Annotated in this window: 19 protein-coding genes and 1 tRNA gene; 12 read left to right on the top strand and 8 right to left on the bottom strand. The window is 60.5% G+C overall.

Annotated elements, in window-relative coordinates; translation table 11 throughout:
- Positions 1–27 precede the first annotated feature (27 nt).
- Positions 28–1,002, bottom strand: a complete 975-nt coding sequence (locus RE432_RS09940; protein ID WP_310933267.1) for a tripartite tricarboxylate transporter substrate binding protein — start codon at positions 1,000–1,002, stop codon at positions 28–30.
- Positions 1,003–1,211: 209 nt separating this feature from the next.
- On the opposite strand from RE432_RS09940, the gene RE432_RS09935 reads away from it, so the two are divergent.
- Both RE432_RS09935 and RE432_RS09930 read left to right on the top strand, forming a co-directional pair.
- The gene (locus tag RE432_RS09935) at positions 1,212–1,922 is read left to right on the top strand and encodes a ribonuclease activity regulator RraA (protein WP_310934191.1); all 711 of its coding nucleotides are present in this window, start codon (positions 1,212–1,214) and stop codon (positions 1,920–1,922) included.
- 109 nt (positions 1,923–2,031) lie between these two features.
- Positions 2,032–2,718 carry a GntR family transcriptional regulator gene (locus RE432_RS09930; RefSeq protein ID WP_310933266.1) on the top strand — a complete coding sequence of 229 codons (687 nt, stop codon included), beginning with the start codon at positions 2,032–2,034 and terminating at the stop codon, positions 2,716–2,718.
- 23 nt (positions 2,719–2,741) lie between these two features.
- Here the strand turns inward: RE432_RS09930 and alkB are convergent, their stop codons facing one another.
- On the bottom strand, positions 2,742–3,392 hold the full coding sequence (alkB, locus tag RE432_RS09925; RefSeq protein ID WP_310933265.1) for a DNA oxidative demethylase AlkB: 651 nt from the start codon (positions 3,390–3,392) through the stop codon (positions 2,742–2,744).
- A 2-nt stretch (positions 3,393–3,394) separates the two neighbouring features.
- Positions 3,395–3,952 carry a methylated-DNA--[protein]-cysteine S-methyltransferase gene (locus RE432_RS09920; RefSeq protein ID WP_310933264.1) on the bottom strand — a complete coding sequence of 186 codons (558 nt, stop codon included), beginning with the start codon at positions 3,950–3,952 and terminating at the stop codon, positions 3,395–3,397.
- Between the two features lie 200 nt (positions 3,953–4,152).
- Here RE432_RS09920 and ada point away from each other — a divergent pair, with 200 nt between their 5' ends.
- Entirely contained in the window at positions 4,153–5,241 is a 1,089-nt protein-coding gene (ada, locus tag RE432_RS09915; protein WP_310933263.1) for a bifunctional DNA-binding transcriptional regulator/O6-methylguanine-DNA methyltransferase Ada, read from the top strand.
- A 45-nt stretch (positions 5,242–5,286) separates the two neighbouring features.
- Here the strand turns inward: ada and RE432_RS09910 are convergent, their stop codons facing one another.
- Both RE432_RS09910 and RE432_RS09905 read right to left on the bottom strand, forming a co-directional pair.
- Positions 5,287–5,667: an RNA-binding S4 domain-containing protein gene (locus RE432_RS09910; RefSeq protein ID WP_310933262.1), complete on the bottom strand. Its 381-nt coding sequence runs from the start codon at positions 5,665–5,667 to the stop codon at positions 5,287–5,289.
- Between the two features lie 90 nt (positions 5,668–5,757).
- Positions 5,758–6,240: an acyloxyacyl hydrolase gene (locus RE432_RS09905; RefSeq protein WP_310933261.1), complete on the bottom strand. Its 483-nt coding sequence runs from the start codon at positions 6,238–6,240 to the stop codon at positions 5,758–5,760.
- Between the two features lie 227 nt (positions 6,241–6,467).
- Here RE432_RS09905 and RE432_RS09900 point away from each other — a divergent pair, with 227 nt between their 5' ends.
- The 3 genes from RE432_RS09900 to RE432_RS09890 all read left to right on the top strand — a co-directional run bounded on the left by RE432_RS09900 (position 6,468) and on the right by RE432_RS09890 (position 8,978).
- The gene (locus RE432_RS09900) at positions 6,468–8,027 is read left to right on the top strand and encodes a phospholipase D family protein (RefSeq protein WP_310933260.1); all 1,560 of its coding nucleotides are present in this window, start codon (positions 6,468–6,470) and stop codon (positions 8,025–8,027) included.
- A 67-nt stretch (positions 8,028–8,094) separates the two neighbouring features.
- Positions 8,095–8,168: transfer RNA gene (locus RE432_RS09895), tRNA-Cys, on the top strand.
- Between the two features lie 522 nt (positions 8,169–8,690).
- Positions 8,691–8,978: a hypothetical protein gene (locus RE432_RS09890; protein ID WP_310933259.1), complete on the top strand. Its 288-nt coding sequence runs from the start codon at positions 8,691–8,693 to the stop codon at positions 8,976–8,978.
- A 122-nt stretch (positions 8,979–9,100) separates the two neighbouring features.
- On the opposite strand, the gene RE432_RS09885 is transcribed toward RE432_RS09890, so the two are convergent.
- Both RE432_RS09885 and aqpZ read right to left on the bottom strand, forming a co-directional pair.
- Positions 9,101–9,361 carry a hypothetical protein gene (locus tag RE432_RS09885; protein ID WP_310933258.1) on the bottom strand — a complete coding sequence of 87 codons (261 nt, stop codon included), beginning with the start codon at positions 9,359–9,361 and terminating at the stop codon, positions 9,101–9,103.
- 226 nt (positions 9,362–9,587) lie between these two features.
- Positions 9,588–10,286, bottom strand: a complete 699-nt coding sequence (gene aqpZ / locus RE432_RS09880) for an aquaporin Z (RefSeq protein WP_310934190.1) — start codon at positions 10,284–10,286, stop codon at positions 9,588–9,590.
- Positions 10,287–10,498: 212 nt separating this feature from the next.
- Between aqpZ and RE432_RS09875 the strand changes: the two genes are divergently transcribed.
- From RE432_RS09875 to RE432_RS09850, 6 genes are all read left to right on the top strand, one after another.
- Entirely contained in the window at positions 10,499–11,149 is a 651-nt protein-coding gene (locus RE432_RS09875; protein WP_310933257.1) for an ABC transporter permease subunit, read from the top strand.
- 83 nt (positions 11,150–11,232) lie between these two features.
- On the top strand, positions 11,233–11,868 hold the full coding sequence (locus tag RE432_RS09870) for a DUF2946 family protein (RefSeq protein ID WP_310933256.1): 636 nt from the start codon (positions 11,233–11,235) through the stop codon (positions 11,866–11,868).
- Complete coding sequence (locus tag RE432_RS09865) at positions 11,865–12,455, top strand: NUDIX hydrolase (RefSeq protein WP_310933255.1); 591 nt, start codon at positions 11,865–11,867, stop codon at positions 12,453–12,455. The genes RE432_RS09870 and RE432_RS09865 overlap by 4 nt, the downstream gene beginning before the upstream one ends.
- A gap of 7 nt (positions 12,456–12,462) precedes the next feature.
- The gene (gene aat, locus RE432_RS09860) at positions 12,463–13,203 is read left to right on the top strand and encodes a leucyl/phenylalanyl-tRNA--protein transferase (protein WP_310933254.1); all 741 of its coding nucleotides are present in this window, start codon (positions 12,463–12,465) and stop codon (positions 13,201–13,203) included.
- Positions 13,204–13,246: 43 nt separating this feature from the next.
- Positions 13,247–13,975, top strand: coding sequence for an arginyltransferase (locus tag RE432_RS09855; protein WP_310933253.1), 729 nt, complete (start codon positions 13,247–13,249; stop codon positions 13,973–13,975).
- A gap of 12 nt (positions 13,976–13,987) precedes the next feature.
- The gene (locus RE432_RS09850; protein ID WP_310933252.1) at positions 13,988–15,040 is read left to right on the top strand and encodes a quinone-dependent dihydroorotate dehydrogenase; all 1,053 of its coding nucleotides are present in this window, start codon (positions 13,988–13,990) and stop codon (positions 15,038–15,040) included.
- 136 nt (positions 15,041–15,176) lie between these two features.
- Here RE432_RS09850 and phaP read toward each other — a convergent pair whose 3' ends face one another.
- The gene (phaP, locus tag RE432_RS09845; protein WP_310933251.1) at positions 15,177–15,761 is read right to left on the bottom strand and encodes a TIGR01841 family phasin; all 585 of its coding nucleotides are present in this window, start codon (positions 15,759–15,761) and stop codon (positions 15,177–15,179) included.
- Between the last annotated feature and the right edge of the window lie 315 nt (positions 15,762–16,076).

Raw genomic sequence — 16,076 nt, 5'->3', positions numbered from 1 at the left:
AAGTTAGCCTGACCTGGCATGCATACCTTAGTTGACGCTCAGGTTCAGGCGCTTGATCAGCGGCGCCCAACGCTGCAGTTCTTCGTCCATGTACTGGCCGAACTCCTCTGGCTGGTTGCCCACCGGCTCCATGAACTGGCTGTGCAGGCGCGCCTGCACCTCGGGATGATGGATGGCCTGGACCAAGGCATCGGCCAGTTGCCGCTTGATATCCGCAGGCACGCCGGATGGCGCAACGAAACCGATCCAGCCCGACCCTTCAATGCCTTCCATGCCCTGCTCGGCAACGGTCGGGGTGTCGGGCAGAAAGCTGACCCGCTTGTCGGACACCACAGCCAGGGCGCGCAGCCGGCCATCGTTGATCAGCGGCATGACGGCAATGGGGGGCAGCGCGGCGAAGTGCGTGTCGCCCGACACCAGCGACGTCACGGCGGCGGGCGAAGAAGGATAAGGCACATGCACCGCTTTGCCGCCGGCGCGTTCAAGCAGTAGTTCGACCGACAAATGCGATACGGTGCCCGCGCCAGTGGACGGGAAGTTGTACGGTGTCGCCGGATCTTGCATGGCTTTCAGCAGATCGTCCAGCGACTTGATGGGCGACGATGCGGGGACGACCAGTATATTGGGCTGGTGCACGCCAAGCGTGAGCGGCGCAATGTCTTTTTTCGGATCGTAGGGCAGGTCCTTGTACAACACCGTGTTGTTGACCATCGGGCCGGTAATGGAAACACCGAATGTATAGCCGTCCGGCGCAGCCTTGGCGATCACCGAGGTGCCCAGGTTCCCGCTGGCGCCAGGCCGGTTCTGCACCACAATGGTCTGACCCAGCGTCTGGCTGGCCTGCTCCGCAATGACCCTGGACATCATATCGGGACTGGAGCCCGGGCCGAACGGCACGACCAATGTCAAGGGCTTGGCTGGCCATTTTTCGGCGGCGGCGGCCGGCACGGAAACACCCAATGCCAAAACGGCCGCCAAACCGGCCTGTATCAGTCTGCGCATAATATGACTCCTGTGGTTCTGATATTTTGCTGGATGAGTTTACCGCAGGCAGGCCTGTTGCCACCGCCAGGGCGCCGGGCCGGATGCACGGCATATGCCGGCCCTCTGTGCTTTACTGATTGATATATTAGTGTTTTAATTAACGATATTCAGCAACATGCCGCGCAAATCATCCATTTCACCCTCACAGACCCGGAGCAAACGTGTCCCTGAACCCCGATACCCGCCATAAGCTCACCACGATCAGCACGGCCACCTTGTGCACGGCTCTATTCAAACGCGGCTTGCGCAATCAGTTCATCCAGGACGTCCGTCCGCTGAATCCCGATCTGCCCAATATGGTGGGCGCCGCCTATACCCTGCGCTATATTCCGGCGCGCGAAGACCTGAACCCCATTACCGTCTTTCAAGACCGCAATCATCCGCAGCGCATTGCGGTGGATCAATGCCCCGCAGGCGCCGTCTTGATGATAGACAGCCGCAAAGATCCGCGGGCCGCGTCGGCCGGCTCCATTCTGGTTTCCCGCCTGATGGCCCGCGGCGCGGCCGGCGTGGTTACAGATGGCGGCTTTCGCGACTCGCCCGAAATCGCCCGCTTGGCCATCCCCGCCTATCACAATCGTCCTTCGGCGCCCACCAACCTGACGCTGCATCAAGCGCTGGATATCAATGTGCCCATAGGCTGCGGCGATGTGGCCGTCTTTCCCGGCGACGTCATCGTGGGGGATGGGGAAGGCGTTGTGGTGATTCCTGCCCACCTGGCCGACGACATTGCCGCGGAAGCTGTCGAGATGACGGCTTACGAAGACTTCGTGACCGAAGCGGTGCTGGGCGGCCGTTCCATTATCGGGCTCTACCCCGCAACCGACGAAAAGACGCGCAGCGACTTTGCCGCCTGGAGACAGGCCAAGGGCCGATGAGCGGGCAGGCATGGCAGCTTGTTCATTGAAATTGAATGACCCTGCGCCGCTGTTGCATTATTATGCAGACCACCGTTTTCTTGTATAGCGAGTATTCCTGTTGACAGGCATGACAACAAAAACAGCTCTTGATCGTGGTCGCCAGGCAGCCCCGCAGCTGTATGAATTGCTGAGGCAAAAAATCATTTCCCTTGAGCTTGCGCCAGGGACCGTGTTGTCGCGCGCGGAACTGGCCGTCGAATTCGATGTCAGCCAGACGCCCGTGCGCGAAGCATTATTGAAACTGGCCGAAGAAAAGCTGGTCGATGTCTTCCCGCAAGCGTCGACACGGGTCAGCCTGATCGATGTCGCCTTTGCACGGGAAACGCATTTCCTGCGCCGGTCCCTAGAGAGCGAAATCGTGCGTGAGCTTGCCCTGTCGCACCAGCCGCAACTGATCGGCACCCTGACCGACCTGCTGCGCCAGCAAGAAACGGCCCGGGACACTGAGAATTTCGCCGCGTTCACCCACGCCGACATGGCCTTTCACCTAGCTTTGTATCAGGCCGCCAGTAAAGAGCCTTTGTGGTATCTGGTTCGCAGCCGCAGCGGCCATATCGACCGCTTGCGCCGCCTGCACCTGCCCGTTGTCGGCAAGCAGGATCGCATCATCAGCGACCACAGCCGTATTCTCGACGCCATCCGCCGCCTTGATCCAGAGGGGGCGCAACAGGCCCTTAGAGACCACCTGTCAGGCACGCTGGAATACATGAACCAGATCCAGGCGGATCATCCGCATCTGTTCAAGGCCGAATAGGCGGCTGCGGGCGCAGCGCCTGCTCACCCCGCCTTGCGGAAGGTGAAGTTGACGCGCTGCTCGCCCATCAGCGGATGCGAAGGGCCTTTGAGCGGCAATACACCGTGATAACGCAAGCGGTCTTCCCCGCCCCAAACCGCCACATCGCCGTGGTAGAGCGGAATCTTTGCCGTCTTGTCCGAACGCGCATGGCCGCCGAACAGGAAAGTGGCCGTCATGCCCAGGGACACCGAAACGATGGGCGCGTCGTAATCACGCTCGTCCTTGTCCTGATGCAGCGACAGGCGCGAGCCCGGGGCATAGCGGTTGACCAGGCAGGCATCGGGCTCGAAGCCCATGAAGCCGGCGGCCGCCGCCGCTTCGGCCGCCAACCTTGCGAACACCCCTGGCATGGCAGGCCAGCGCTGGCCATTATCCGGATCAGTGCTGGTGTAGCGATAGCCCCGCCGGTCGCTGGCCCAGCCCAGGGCGCCGCAATTGGTCAAGGCGACCGACATGGTGAATCCGCCGGGCGTCACCATATGCCTGAAGGGGGATGCCGCCTCCAGGCGGCCAAGGGCGGGCAGCAGCTCGTCCACATAGGGCAGCGCAAAACCGCGCAGCACCCAGGCGCACGGCCCTATGGCATCGCGTTGACCGAGGCGTTCCTGGGCAAACAGATCAGCCGTATACACCGTTACGCGCCTTCCTTCGCCAGCAGCGCACGCTTGCGCTCTACCCCCCAGCGATAGCCGGAAATCGATCCATCGCTGCGCACAATGCGGTGGCATGGAATAGCAATCGCCAGCACATTGGCCGCGCAAGCGCCGCCCACGGCGCGCACCGCCGCGGGCACACTCAGGGATTGGGCCAGTTCGGTGTAACTGCGGGTTTGCCCTGCCGGTATCGCGCATAGCGCACGCCATACCTTTTGCTGGAAAGCCGTTCCGCCAATATCCAATTCAATGACGTCATCAGAGACGCCATTGTCCAGGAAGGCGATAATCCGATCCAGGTCGCGGCCCAGCGCCCCAGCATCCTCGCTTAACGCCAGGCGCGGGAAGGCCTTGGAAAGCTGGCCGCGCAGCTCTGCCGCATCTTCGCCCAGAAAAATCGCGCAAATGCCGTGCCGGCTGCGCCCCGCCAACACCAGGCCCTGGGCGCTTTGGCCGATGGCATAGCATACCGGGCCGCTGATCCCGCTGCCCGGAGAACGGTAGCGGTATGCGAAAGAGGAATGGAGATTGGTTTTCATGGCCTTCACCCACTATATTCAGGAAACAGGCACAGTGTAAAAGACCGGCGGAACCCTCGACACTCCGCTCCTTGCGCTTGAATTTCCCGCAGCATGGCATTGAATTCAACCGCAAGTAACGTATTTTACGCCGCCGCGTTCAGACATACACTTCATTCATTGCCAGGGCCGGTCAACCCAACTGAAGGAGCCGCAAAGACATGAAACCCCTGCCAGAGCCGGCGATCCGCCTTGCCTATCTTGACGACGACCAGCGATGGGCGGCCGTGCAGGCGCGCGATCCCGCCGCCGATGAACACTTTGTCTACGCCGTCAAGACGACAGGCATTTATTGCCGGCCCAGTTCCAGCGCGCGCCTGCCCAGGCGCGAGAACGTCGAATTCTTCAAGAACGCCGCGGCGGCCGAAGCGGCTGGATACCGGGCCAGCCGGCGTGCGGCGAGTGACCAGACCACCGCCGCCGCCCAACGCGCAGCCTTGGTCGCCCAGGCTTGCCGGCTGATCGAGACATCTGAAACGCCGCCCAGCCTGGACGTGCTGGCTGCGCGGGTTGGGCTGAGCCCCTTTCATTTTCATCGTATCTTCAAGCGCGAAACCGGCTTGACGCCCAAGGCTTATGCGAACGCCCATCGCGCCGCCAGGCTCCGCCAGGGACTGAGCCTGCCCGGCACCATTACCGACGCGCTTTACGAAGCGGGATTCAGCTCCAACAGCCGGTTTTACGACGCCTCGCAGGCCATGCTGGGCATGCGTCCGCGCGAATATCGCGATGGCGGGCACAACGCACAGATCCGCTTCGCGGTGGGACAATGCTCGCTGGGCGCCATTCTTGTCGCGCAAAGCCAGCGCGGTATCTGCGCCATTCTCCTGGGCGACGATCCCGACGCACTGGTGCGCAATCTTCAGGATCAGTTTCCTAAAGCCCAACTGATGGGCGGCGACGGCCGCTTCGAGCAATTGGTGGCGCAGGTCGTAGGCTTTGTCGAAGCGCCGGCGCTGGGGCTGAACCTGCCTCTGGACATACGCGGTACCGCATTTCAGGAACGCGTCTGGCAAGCCTTGTGCGAGATTCCGCCCGGCATCACCGTGAGCTATGCGCAAGTAGCCCAGCGCATCGGTTCCCCCAAAGCGGTGCGCGCCGTGGCGCAGGCCTGCGGCGCCAACCGCATTGCCGTCGCCATTCCCTGCCACCGGGTGGTACGCCGCGACGGCGACATTTCCGGCTACCGCTGGGGGGTGGAGCGCAAACGCCAGTTGCTTCAGCGCGAAGCGCAAGACGCTGAAGCTTGAACCCGCCCGTCGGGTCTTGCCCCCCGGCGCCGGTCCGGAGCCTTGCTATTTTCCCCGCATCAGGTCGATTTGCCGCCGGTCGCGCTTCGTGGGGCGCCCCATCGCGATGTCATGGGCAGGCTCGGGAGCGAGGCGCCTGGTTTCAGCCGCGCGTTCACGTGCTGCCACGCTTTCAGGCGTTTCCTGGTAGAGCAATCTGGCGGCCGGCGCCGGACCGCGCGTATTGCTGACGGCAAGCACCCGGACATGTAGCGCGGGGTCTTCCTTGCGTACGCTGACCAAGTCGTTTGCCGCAACCTCGCGTGCAGGCTTGGCGGGCTGGCCATTCACAAGCACCCGCCCCTTGCCGATCTCTTGCGACGCCACGCTTCGGGTCTTGTAAAAACGTGCCGCCCATAGCCATTTATCTAGCCGTATCTTGTCCATGATGCACGCATCCGCTAAGCGCTTTCGTAAAAACACATGATACCCGGCTGCCTTCAGGGGGCCGTCGCCCGGCCCGGACCCGGGCGGGGCTTAATACTGATAGGTATATATTAACTGCAGAACGTTGAGTCCGGGATTCGGCTTCTTGATGCTTGCATTGGAAAAGTGCGAATAGCGCAAGCCGATGCGGCTGGAATCCGAAAGATGGGCGCCCACGCCGATGTGGTCGCCAAACTGGAATGCCGTACTGATGTTCTTTCCGGCAAAATGGGTACGCGAAAATACCGTTGGGCCAACGCCCGCTTCCAGATAATAGCGGTCGCTCCATGTCCAGCGCAGGAAGGGAATGGCACTGAATTGCCAGGCGTTTGACGGCGAACGCGAGCTGTTGGCCATCCAGTAGGCCGCGCCCAATTCGGCCACAACGTCAAGGCGCCCATGGCCGCCGGAAAACTGATAAGACCAAAGCGAGGGCGATTCCCAGGCGACTTCCGCCCGTTTGTAGTGGTCGCCATAACCGGCCCGGACGCTGATGCCACCCTGCGTGGGCTCGCCGGCATAAGCGCCTGACATACACAGCGTCGCCGCGATGCTTGCCATCGCAATACGGGCTCTTGGCATTCGGATCATTCAATACACCTCTTTGTTTATTTCGTTTACTTTTGCACGTGTACGGAATCATAATCCAAATTCGCTATTCAATAGCCGGCCGTGCAAAACGTGGCTGGGCTATCATTCCAGCCAACTTGATGGTGTCAATTTTCACATGTATGGGTCGTAAACGCGAGGTAAGAAACAGCATGGTCCAAAAATACGTCCATGCCCTGGGCACGGGACTGATGTTCTGCCTGGCCATTGTGCTGGCAGGGTGTTCGCACACCGTGCCGCAGCACCACACCACAACGTCCGCAGTGGCCTTGGCCGAAGCCCGGAATACCACACTCGGAAAGGCCATTGCGCCGCAAACCGATGCACATAAAGGCCAGAGCGGCATTTATCTGCTGGACGCGCCGCACGATGCCTTTGCCGCCCGGATGCTCCTGGCCAGGGCCGCCGAACGCAGCCTGGATATTCAATACTACATCTGGCGCAAGGACACGACGGGCATCTTGCTGCTGGAGGCGCTGCATGCCGCCGCTGATCGTGGCGTACGCGTACGGCTGCTGATCGACGACAACGGCAACGCCGGCCTGGACGCACAGTTGGCCGCGCTGGACACCCACCCCAATATCGAAGTGCGCCTGTTCAATCCCTTCTATCTGCGCAAGCTGAAAATCCTGGGCTATCTGACGGACTTCAAGCGCGCCAATCGGCGCATGCACAACAAGTCGTTCACCGCCGACAATCAGGCCACTATCATCGGCGGGCGCAATATCGGGGATGAATACTTCGGCGCCACCGACAATGTGCTATTTTCCGACCTGGACGTGCTGGCCGTCGGCCCGGTCGTGCAGGAAGTCTCCAAGGACTTCGACCTGTATTGGGCCAGCCAATCCTCTTTCCCGGTTGCCCAAGTGCTGCCCGCGGCCACCTCCGATGCGCTTGACGCGCTGGCCGTGACCGCCACCAGCACCGAGCGCTCGACCGGCGCGGCGTCCTACATGAAAGTGCTGGGCGGGCTGCCCATCGTCCAGGAATTGATCGACGGCAAGCTGGCGCTCGATTGGGCGCCGACCCGCATGGTCAGCGACGACCCCAGGAAAGGCCAGGGCGAGGTCCAGGGGAAAGACCTGCTGATTCATCAGCTCAGCGACATCGTGGGCGAACCCGAGCGCAGCCTGAATCTGATTTCATCCTATTTTGTTCCAACGAAAACCGGCACCGAGGCGTTTGTGGCCATGGCCCGGAAAGGGGTCAAGGTACGCATCTTCACCAACTCGCTGGCCGCCACCGACGTGGCCGTGGTCCATGCCGGCTACGCCAAATGGCGCAAAGACCTGCTCAATGCGGGAATTATGCTGTACGAGATGCGGCGCAGCGATTCGGAACAAGAACGGCCCCGTTCGCGGCCGGGCCGCTTTGGCAGCTCGGGCTCCAGCCTGCACGCCAAAACCTTTTCGGTGGACGGCCAGCATTTCTTTGTGGGCTCCTTCAACTTCGACCCCCGCTCGGCCGCCTTGAATACCGAGCTGGGCTTCGTGATCGAAAGCCCGGCGCTTGCGCAAAAGATTGCTGCCGCCTTCGACTCGGACATCCCCCTGCGCTCGTACGAAGTCCGCCTGTCAGAGGACGGGGACTTGTACTGGCTGGAACATCACGATGGCAAGCTGCTGCGCCACGATACCGAGCCGGAAACCACCGTCTGGAAACGGGCCGGCGTCTGGTTTTCGTCCCACCTGCCCATAGACTGGCTGCTGTAACCGTCAAGTAATGCTATACTCTTTTGCTTCATGCGTTTCGGCTTGGCTGCGTCAAGCCGAAACCTGCGGCGCAATGGCAGAGTGGTTATGCAGCGGATTGCAAATCCGTGTACCCCGGTTCGATTCCGAGTTGCGCCTCCAGCATCTATGCCGATTTTGAGGGATTATTAAGATACTCTTAGTCCGCAATAATTCGCCCGGTCCGCAAAAGCAAATCAGCCCGCCGCCATGCGGGCTTTTTTTGCGTTAAAAACACTGCTTATAAACACAGATCAATTAGCTTCAACGTCGAGCACTTGGGTACCGCGCGGCTGTTTATCCACTCACAAAAAGTCCGGCACAACAAATCGTCGCATTGGTATTGGTCGGCGTATCGGGCGGGGCATCGCGCGCCGGGCGCACTCAAGCTTGCGGTGGAAGACATTGTGCACCTGACGGCCCAATCCACCTAGCGGTGGATACCCGTTCGGGTGACCGCCCTTCCCGCCTCCTCAGTCGATTATTATAGTGGCGTGATTGTTGAACAACTGGTGCGCAGAAGTCGGTATCAAGTCGGAAACGGCGTGAGGTTCAGCGAGGATCAGGTGATGATTGAGGCCCCTCGGGCCGCAGCATATCAAGCACTCCTGCATGTCAGGGCGAGTTGACCACGGCAGATAAACTATGAGCTACGGAAAGTTTGTTGAAGAATTGAGTCGCTCGCTGAAGCACCATATTTTGGCTTATGACAATTTGCCGGACCATGGGGGCTGCATTCTTCATTTGCGCGAAGGACCAACTCGGGTAGACGTGGATGTACACGTCATCGACCTCAATAAGGAAGAACTTATTAAGATGCTTTCTTCCGTGATCAACGACACCTCCCTACACGGCAAGCGCATCAAGATTTCCCTTCAAAACAAGGGACTGGTCATGTCTGCCTCGGTGACCGTAGAGGCGCCCAAAAGATGATCAGCCTGCACCATTAGCGTAACCACTGTACTGCGTGGTGTTCACGCAGCGGCGCAACCCGATGCATGCGGGATGAACAGGGCCTCAACGGCCTAGTGATGCGCCCAGAAGGAATCATCGTGTCATTCTTTTTTTCCTGAACGGTTGTCTGTTGGCGGCGCGCCCGGCGTAGCCCTTCCGGGGTCCACAGCATCCTCCGGCTCGATGCCGGGCGGGAAGTTGATATTGGTGGTGGGCGAATTAGGGTCTACCGGTGCGTTCATCCAGGAGCGCCGCTTGCCTTTGATGTGCTTCTCATTTTCAGCATGCTCGCGTTCAGTGGTTTCCTTTTCATACGAGGCGCGGGATATATCCTTGCCCTTTCCTTTGCTGTTTGGATTCATGATCGGCCTTCCTGGGCTAGTAGTGTGGGATGCTGTGCTAGCACAGCAAGCCTTGTGCCCAATGACCGGTTCCCGCCAGCCACATTGAATCCCAAGCCCCGATGAACCGCTTTCATCTACTTTAGCCAAGCGGCTGAATCAAAAGCTGACATATTCAATCGCAGCATTGGCCGGCGGGGTAAGCGGGCAGCCTCGAAGAGGTTATGCGAGGATGCCGGCAAGCGCTTCAGTCGTCACTGGCGTAAAGGCAGCGGTAGATGATCGCCCCTAGAACACCGCCCAACAAAGGCGCCAGCCAAAACAACCATAATTGATCGATCGCCCAAGTCCCCTGAAACAGGGCCACACCTGTCGACCGCGCGGGATTAACCGAAGTATTCGTGATAGGTATGCTGATAAGGTGTATCAAGGTGAGCGATAAGCCAATGGCTACCCCTGCCAAGCCGGCATGGCCCCTCTTGTGGGTGGCGCCCATGATAATAAATAGAAAGAAAGCGGTAAGCACGATTTCTGCCATCAGCGCTGCGGCAAGGCTATAGTTGTCGGGAGAATGCTCCCCGTAGCCATTCGAAGCAAACCCGCTCACCGGATCGAAGCCTGCTTTTCCCGTCGCAATAAGATAAAGCACCCCGCCGGCCAAGATACCGCCCACCACTTGCGCCACAACATAAGGCAATAATTCGCGCACAGGGAATCGGCCGCCGGCAACCAGCCCAAGCGTAACCGCCGGATTAATGTGGCAGCCGGAAATATTTCCGATCGCGTAGCACATGGTCAGCAAGGTCAAGCCGAAAGCGAGTGCCACGCCCGCAAAGCCAATACCCAGCTCTGGGTATGCAGCGGCGAACAAGGCGCTTCCGCAGCCCCCGAATACTAGCCAGAATGTACCCAGCGACTCCGCAATACTCCGCCGTACTAAAGACATGACATCGCCCCAAAAAGTAGTTTGAATGGGCATGAGTCTACCGATGCAGGTCGAAGGATGCCATCCAGGAAAGGCAAACAATTGTCAAGCGCGACCCTAGCCCTAGCTGCGCCGCACCTTATCACTTCCGGCTATTAGCCTCTATCAAAAAGATCGTTCCGTTCGACCGGGCCGGCCCCTACAATTTCTGAGTCCCATCCAGGAATCCGCCCATGTCGCCGGCCATGATCGACCTTTTCATTACATCGTTTGGCGAAACGCTGCTCATGATCGGCGTATCGGGGCTGGTGGGCCTGGTGCTGGGCGGACTGCTGGGCCTGTTCCTGTATATGGCCAGCCATGGCGCTATTTCTGCCCCGGCCGCCCACCGCTTCCTGAACCTGGCCGCGCACGCCGTGCAGTCCACGCCGGCCATCATTCTGCTGGCGACGGCGATTCCGCTGACGCATGTGCTGCTAGGCAGTTCGGTTGGCATGGGCGCGGCCATCGCGCCACTGACCATTATTGCCACCTCGTTCGTGACGCGCCATGTGGAGTCCGCACTGGACGGCGTCGACCGGCATGTTATTGAAGCGGCACAGACCATGGGGGCCACGCATTGGCAGATTATCCATAGGGTGCTGATACCTGAGGCGTCCGCCGGCATTGTCGCGGGACTGGGCATTACCCTGGCCAGCCTGGTGGGGTATTCCGCCCTGGCCGGCGCGATTGGCGGCGGCGGGCTGGGCGACCTGGGCATCCGTTACGGCTATCAGGAGTTTCTTCCCGAGGTCATGCTGCTTGTGGTGTTGATGCTGGTCGGCCTGGCGGAAACGTTTCATGTGCTGGGCGGCACGCTGGCCCATCGCCTGAACCAGCGTTAGACTATCTCTGAATGACCCGATGGGGGCCGTGCATGACTGCCACGGCGCGCTGTCGGGCTCGAACGGATGATGGCAACAGGATCATGGACGAAAAAGTACTCGCCGCAATGGCGCGCTGGCCGGACGTGCCGGATGTGTATGGCTGGCTTTCCCTTTCCGAGCGCGGCGAATGGCGCCTGCACCCGCAGGGCGACGCACTGCTGCCCGAGCATTGCACGGACGGCGGGTACAGCCCGGGCGAGTCCATCAGCAGCCCGCCCATCCTGCAATTCATCAATCGCAACTACGAGGCCGACGACAGGGGCCAGTGGTATTTCCAGAACGGACCGCAACGTGTGTTCGTGCGCCTGGACGCCGCCCCCCATATTCTGCGCACCGTCACCGCCAAGGCCGGCGGCACCGGCTTGCGCAGCCATACGGGGCAGGACATTACGGCCGTGCAGGCCTGGTGGCTGGACGACGGCGGCAAGCTGTACGCGGAAACAGACCGCGGGCCGGGGCTGATTGCCGGCCGCGATCTGGCGGACCTGCTGGCCCGCTTGCATCTGGACGGCGGCGGCACCCTGCTGGATGCACTGGAGCACGCGCCCGCCAAGGGGCCCCTGCGCGTCACCGGCAGCCCGGCCTTGAGCGCATCATTGCGCTTTTGCGCGGAGGCCGATGTTGCCGGCATTCTGGGTTTTGTGCGCTGCCCTGCATTGGGTAGAATCACGCCATGACATCGCACGCCCCCAATTTCTACTTTCCCGCTCCTCGTCTCCAGAAATTTTGCAGCCAATGCGGAGCGGAAAATACGCAACGCATCCCGCCCGACGACAATCGTACACGCGACGTATGCGATCACTGCGGTGCGATCCACTACCAGAATCCGCGCAATGTCGTCGGCGTGCTGCCGATTCGCGACGACCGCATCCTGCTGTGCCGGCGCGCCATCGAGCCCCGCTACAACAAATGGACGCTGCCCGCCGGATTCATGGAGCTGGGGGAAACCACGGCGCAAGGGGCCATGCGCGAAACGCAGGAAGAAGCCGGCGCGCAAATAGAACTGGGTCCGCTGTATACGGTGATCGACGTTCCGCATGCCGAGCAGGTGCATTTTTTCTATCTGGCCAAGGTCCTGAGCGACGACCTTTACCCGGGCCCCGAAAGCATCGAGGCGGCGTTCTTCCGCATAGAAGATATTCCTTGGCCCGAACTGGCGTTCCGGACCATCATCACGACGCTGGAACACTACATCGCCGACAGCAAGGCAGGCGTCTTCCCCATGCATCATTACGACATTCCGACACCCTTTCCCAAGAATTAGGTGTTTCATGGCAAGCTTGATCTGGCTGGATGATGGCGCGCCCTTCCCCGACCCGGAAGCCGCCCTGCCCGAAGGCTTGCTGGCCGCCGGCGCCGACCTGACGGTCGAACGCCTGACCCAGGCCTACCGCCGGGGAATCTTTCCATGGTTCAACGAGGGCGACCCCATACTGTGGTGGAGTCCGGATCCGCGCATGGTCCTGGCCTGCGCGGACTTCAAGACCTCGCACTCGCTGGCCAAGCGGCTGCGCCAGATTGCCCGCAGCGAGGGCGCCGCCGATGCCCGCATCCGCGTCACCACGAACATAGACTTCGCCGCAGTCATCCGCGCCTGCGCGGCGCCGCGCAGGACGCAGCATGCGACCTGGATTTCACCGGATGTACAGGCCGCCTACCTGGCCTGGCATCGGGCGGGCGCGGCCCACAGCATTGAAACGTGGATAGACGGGCAACTGGTCGGCGGCCTGTACGGGGTATGCCAGGGCCGGTTCTTTTTTGGCGAGTCCATGTTCAGCCTTGCCACCGACGCCAGCAAGATTGCGGTCGCCTACCTGGTACGCTTCCTGCAGCGCCGCGGAATCGGGCACATAGACTGCCAGCAGCAAACCAGCCACCTGTCCAGCCTGGGCGCGCACCCGATCAGCCGCAAGCGATTCATGGCCTTGCTGGAGCAGGCGCTGCAACAACCCGCGCCCGAATGGGGGCATGGCGAAATACGGCAATCCGGCCAGCTTGCGCCCAGCGCGTGAATAACGCCATAATGATTTCCATACCGCGCTACCGGATTCCGTCATGAGCCACCCGTCCGAGCCAAGCTTCAAAACATTGCAGTTTTATTCCACTGCCGTCTACCCTTGCAGCTATCTGTCCGGCCTGGATGCACGCTCTCAGGTTGCGGCGCCTACGCATCTTATCGACGCGCAAACCTATTCCCAGTTGGTCGAACAGGGCTTTCGGCGCAGCGGCCTGTTTACCTATCGTCCCCACTGCGACCGTTGCCAGGCATGCCTGCCCATACGCATAGACGTCAATCGATTCCAACGCAATCGCACCCAGCGCAAGACCTGGAACCGCCACGGGCAGCTTGTCGCCCACAGCCTGCCGCTGCACTGGAACACAGAGCATTTCGAGCTGTATCAGCGTTATCAGCTGGGCCGGCATCCCGGCGCGGGCATGGACGAAGACAGCCGTACTCAATACACCCAGTTTTTGCTGACCAGCCGCGTCGACTCGAAGATGGTCGAGTTCCGCACGCCATCCGGCCAATTGCAGATGGTGTCCATGATAGATGTCCTGGATACCGGGCTGTCGTCGGTCTACACTTTTTTCGACCCCGATGCGGCGGGCAGTCTGGGCACCTACGGGGTACTGTGGCAAATCGAACAATGCCGCGCACTGCACCTGCCCTGGCTGTACCTGGGCTACTGGATCGCGGAAAGCCGTAAAATGGCCTACAAATCACAATATCGCCCGTTCCAGCTCCTGAAAGATGGCGTCTGGGCGGAACCCGACCCGGCCTGAACCACACTACGCATGTCATTCCTGTTCAATACTTACCCGCTGGCCCGCTCGGCACTGTTTTCCCTGGATGCCGAAACCGCCCACGAGCTCACGCTCAAGTCCTTGCAGAAAGCCTACGACTGCAGCTTGACCCGCAATCTGATGGCGGCGCGGCCAGAGTACCCCTGCACGCTGATGGGCCTGGCTTTTCGCAATCCGGTGGGACTGGCTGCGGGCCTGGACAAGAACGGCGCCCATATCGACGCGCTGGGCAACCTGGGGTTCGGTTTTGTCGAGGTCGGCACGGTCACCCCCTTGCCGCAACCGGGCAATCCCAAGCCGCGCATGTTCCGGCTGCCGCGCGCCCAAGCCCTGATCAATCGCCTCGGTTTCAATAATCAGGGGCTGGACACCTTTATTGCCAATGTCCGGAACAGCCAATGGCGCAGCCAGGGCGGCATCCTGGGCCTGAACATCGGCAAGAATGCCGCAACGCCCATCGAACGGGCGGTCGATGATTATCTGCTGGGACTGGAAGGCGTCTATGCGCACGCCGATTACATTACCGTGAACATCTCGTCGCCGAATACCCAGAATCTGCGCAATTTACAGGGACAGGACGAACTCACCCAGCTCTTGCAGCCGCTGCAGGAAAAACGCAAAGCCCTTGCCGACCAGCACGGCCGGCTTGTGCCCATGGTGGTGAAGATCGCCCCCGACCTGAGCACAGAGCAGGTCGACATCATCGCCGGGCTGCTGCCCCGCCACGGCGTGGACGGTGTGATCGCCACCAATACAACACTGTCGCGCGAAGCCGTGCGGGGCCTGCCCCATGCCGACGAGACCGGGGGCTTGTCGGGTCCGCCCGTCCATGTGCTGTCGCTCGAAGTCATTGCCCGCTTGCGCCAGCAATTGGGGGCGGGCTTCCCCATCATCGGGGTGGGGGGCATTTTGTCGGGTCAGCAGGCGCGCGAAAAATTGGCGGCGGGCGCCGATGCCATCCAGCTGTATACAGGACTGATTTATCGCGGCCCCGCCCTGATCGGTGAATGTGTGCGGGCGCTGGCGCAACAAGGCCAGGGCTGAAACGCAAGCGGCCGGGAAAGCAGTCGGCGCCCACAACGAAACGCACATGCGCAATGCAAAAAGCCCAAAGCAAACATTGCTTTGGGCTTTTTTACCCGCCGGTACAATCAGGCGGGCACGGGTACGGCTACGCTAATCAGGCTGCGGTAGCGCGACGGGCGCGAGGCGCTGCTTTGGTCGCGGCTTCAGCGGCATCGGAAGCGGCCTTGAAGGTTGCGTTGGTGGCGGCGCTGATGTTGGACTCGGCGGCTTCGGCAGCCTGGCGAGTTGCCTTGGCAACCGATTCGTAGGCGCTGTTGGCCGTTGCCAGCGAGGACTTCAGCAGGGCCACGGCACCTTCGGAACCGGTGGGGGCCGTCTTCGAAATCTGGTCGATGGCGTCGGAAACCTGTTTTTGACCTTGGGCGATTTGTTCTTCCGTCAGCTTGGACAGATCGACTTGCACGCCCGACACGATGTCATAAACATGCTTGCTGTAGGCCAGCGCCTTTTCAGCGTTGGGCTGCACCAGGCCGGAGGTGAAGGCCAGGGCTTCCTGCGCATCTTTCAGTTCGATCGCTTCTTGCGATTTTTGGGCCACTTCGTCGAACGTAGCCTTGATGACTTTCAGGTTCAGGTCGACGAGTTTTTCGAAACCGCCAAAGAATGTGCCCTGAACGGCAAGCAGATTGTCCAGCGAAGCTTTTTGGTTGGCCAGGACTTGTTGAGGGATTGCGCTCATGATGTTTCCTTTATAAATGAACCGCGAGGTGGGCGATTCGTAGTAATTGAACAGGTAGGTTCAAACGTAAAAATAAAGAAGGCTAAGCAAATCACCTAACGTGTATGAAAACCTTCCATGCTGCAACGCACAAAAACTATTTTACGTTAATAAACAGGCAAGTCAAGCCTTTTTTGCTGCGATGCAACACTGAATAGAGTACGGCCAAAACAGCGGCCGGACGCCCTCGGCCACTGGGTTATAGGGGGTTAACCTAGGCGACAGTCTAGGCTTTTTGCCCTAGTATTCAATTCGGACCGCTATTTGCGCTTACAG

The sequence above is a fragment of the Pusillimonas sp. SM2304 genome, assembly GCF_031628915.1.
GTDB lineage: Bacteria > Pseudomonadota > Gammaproteobacteria > Burkholderiales > Burkholderiaceae_B > Pusillimonas_C.
The sequence above is the reverse complement of the archived record's forward strand: the minus strand, read 5'-3'. Positions and strand labels throughout refer to the sequence as shown.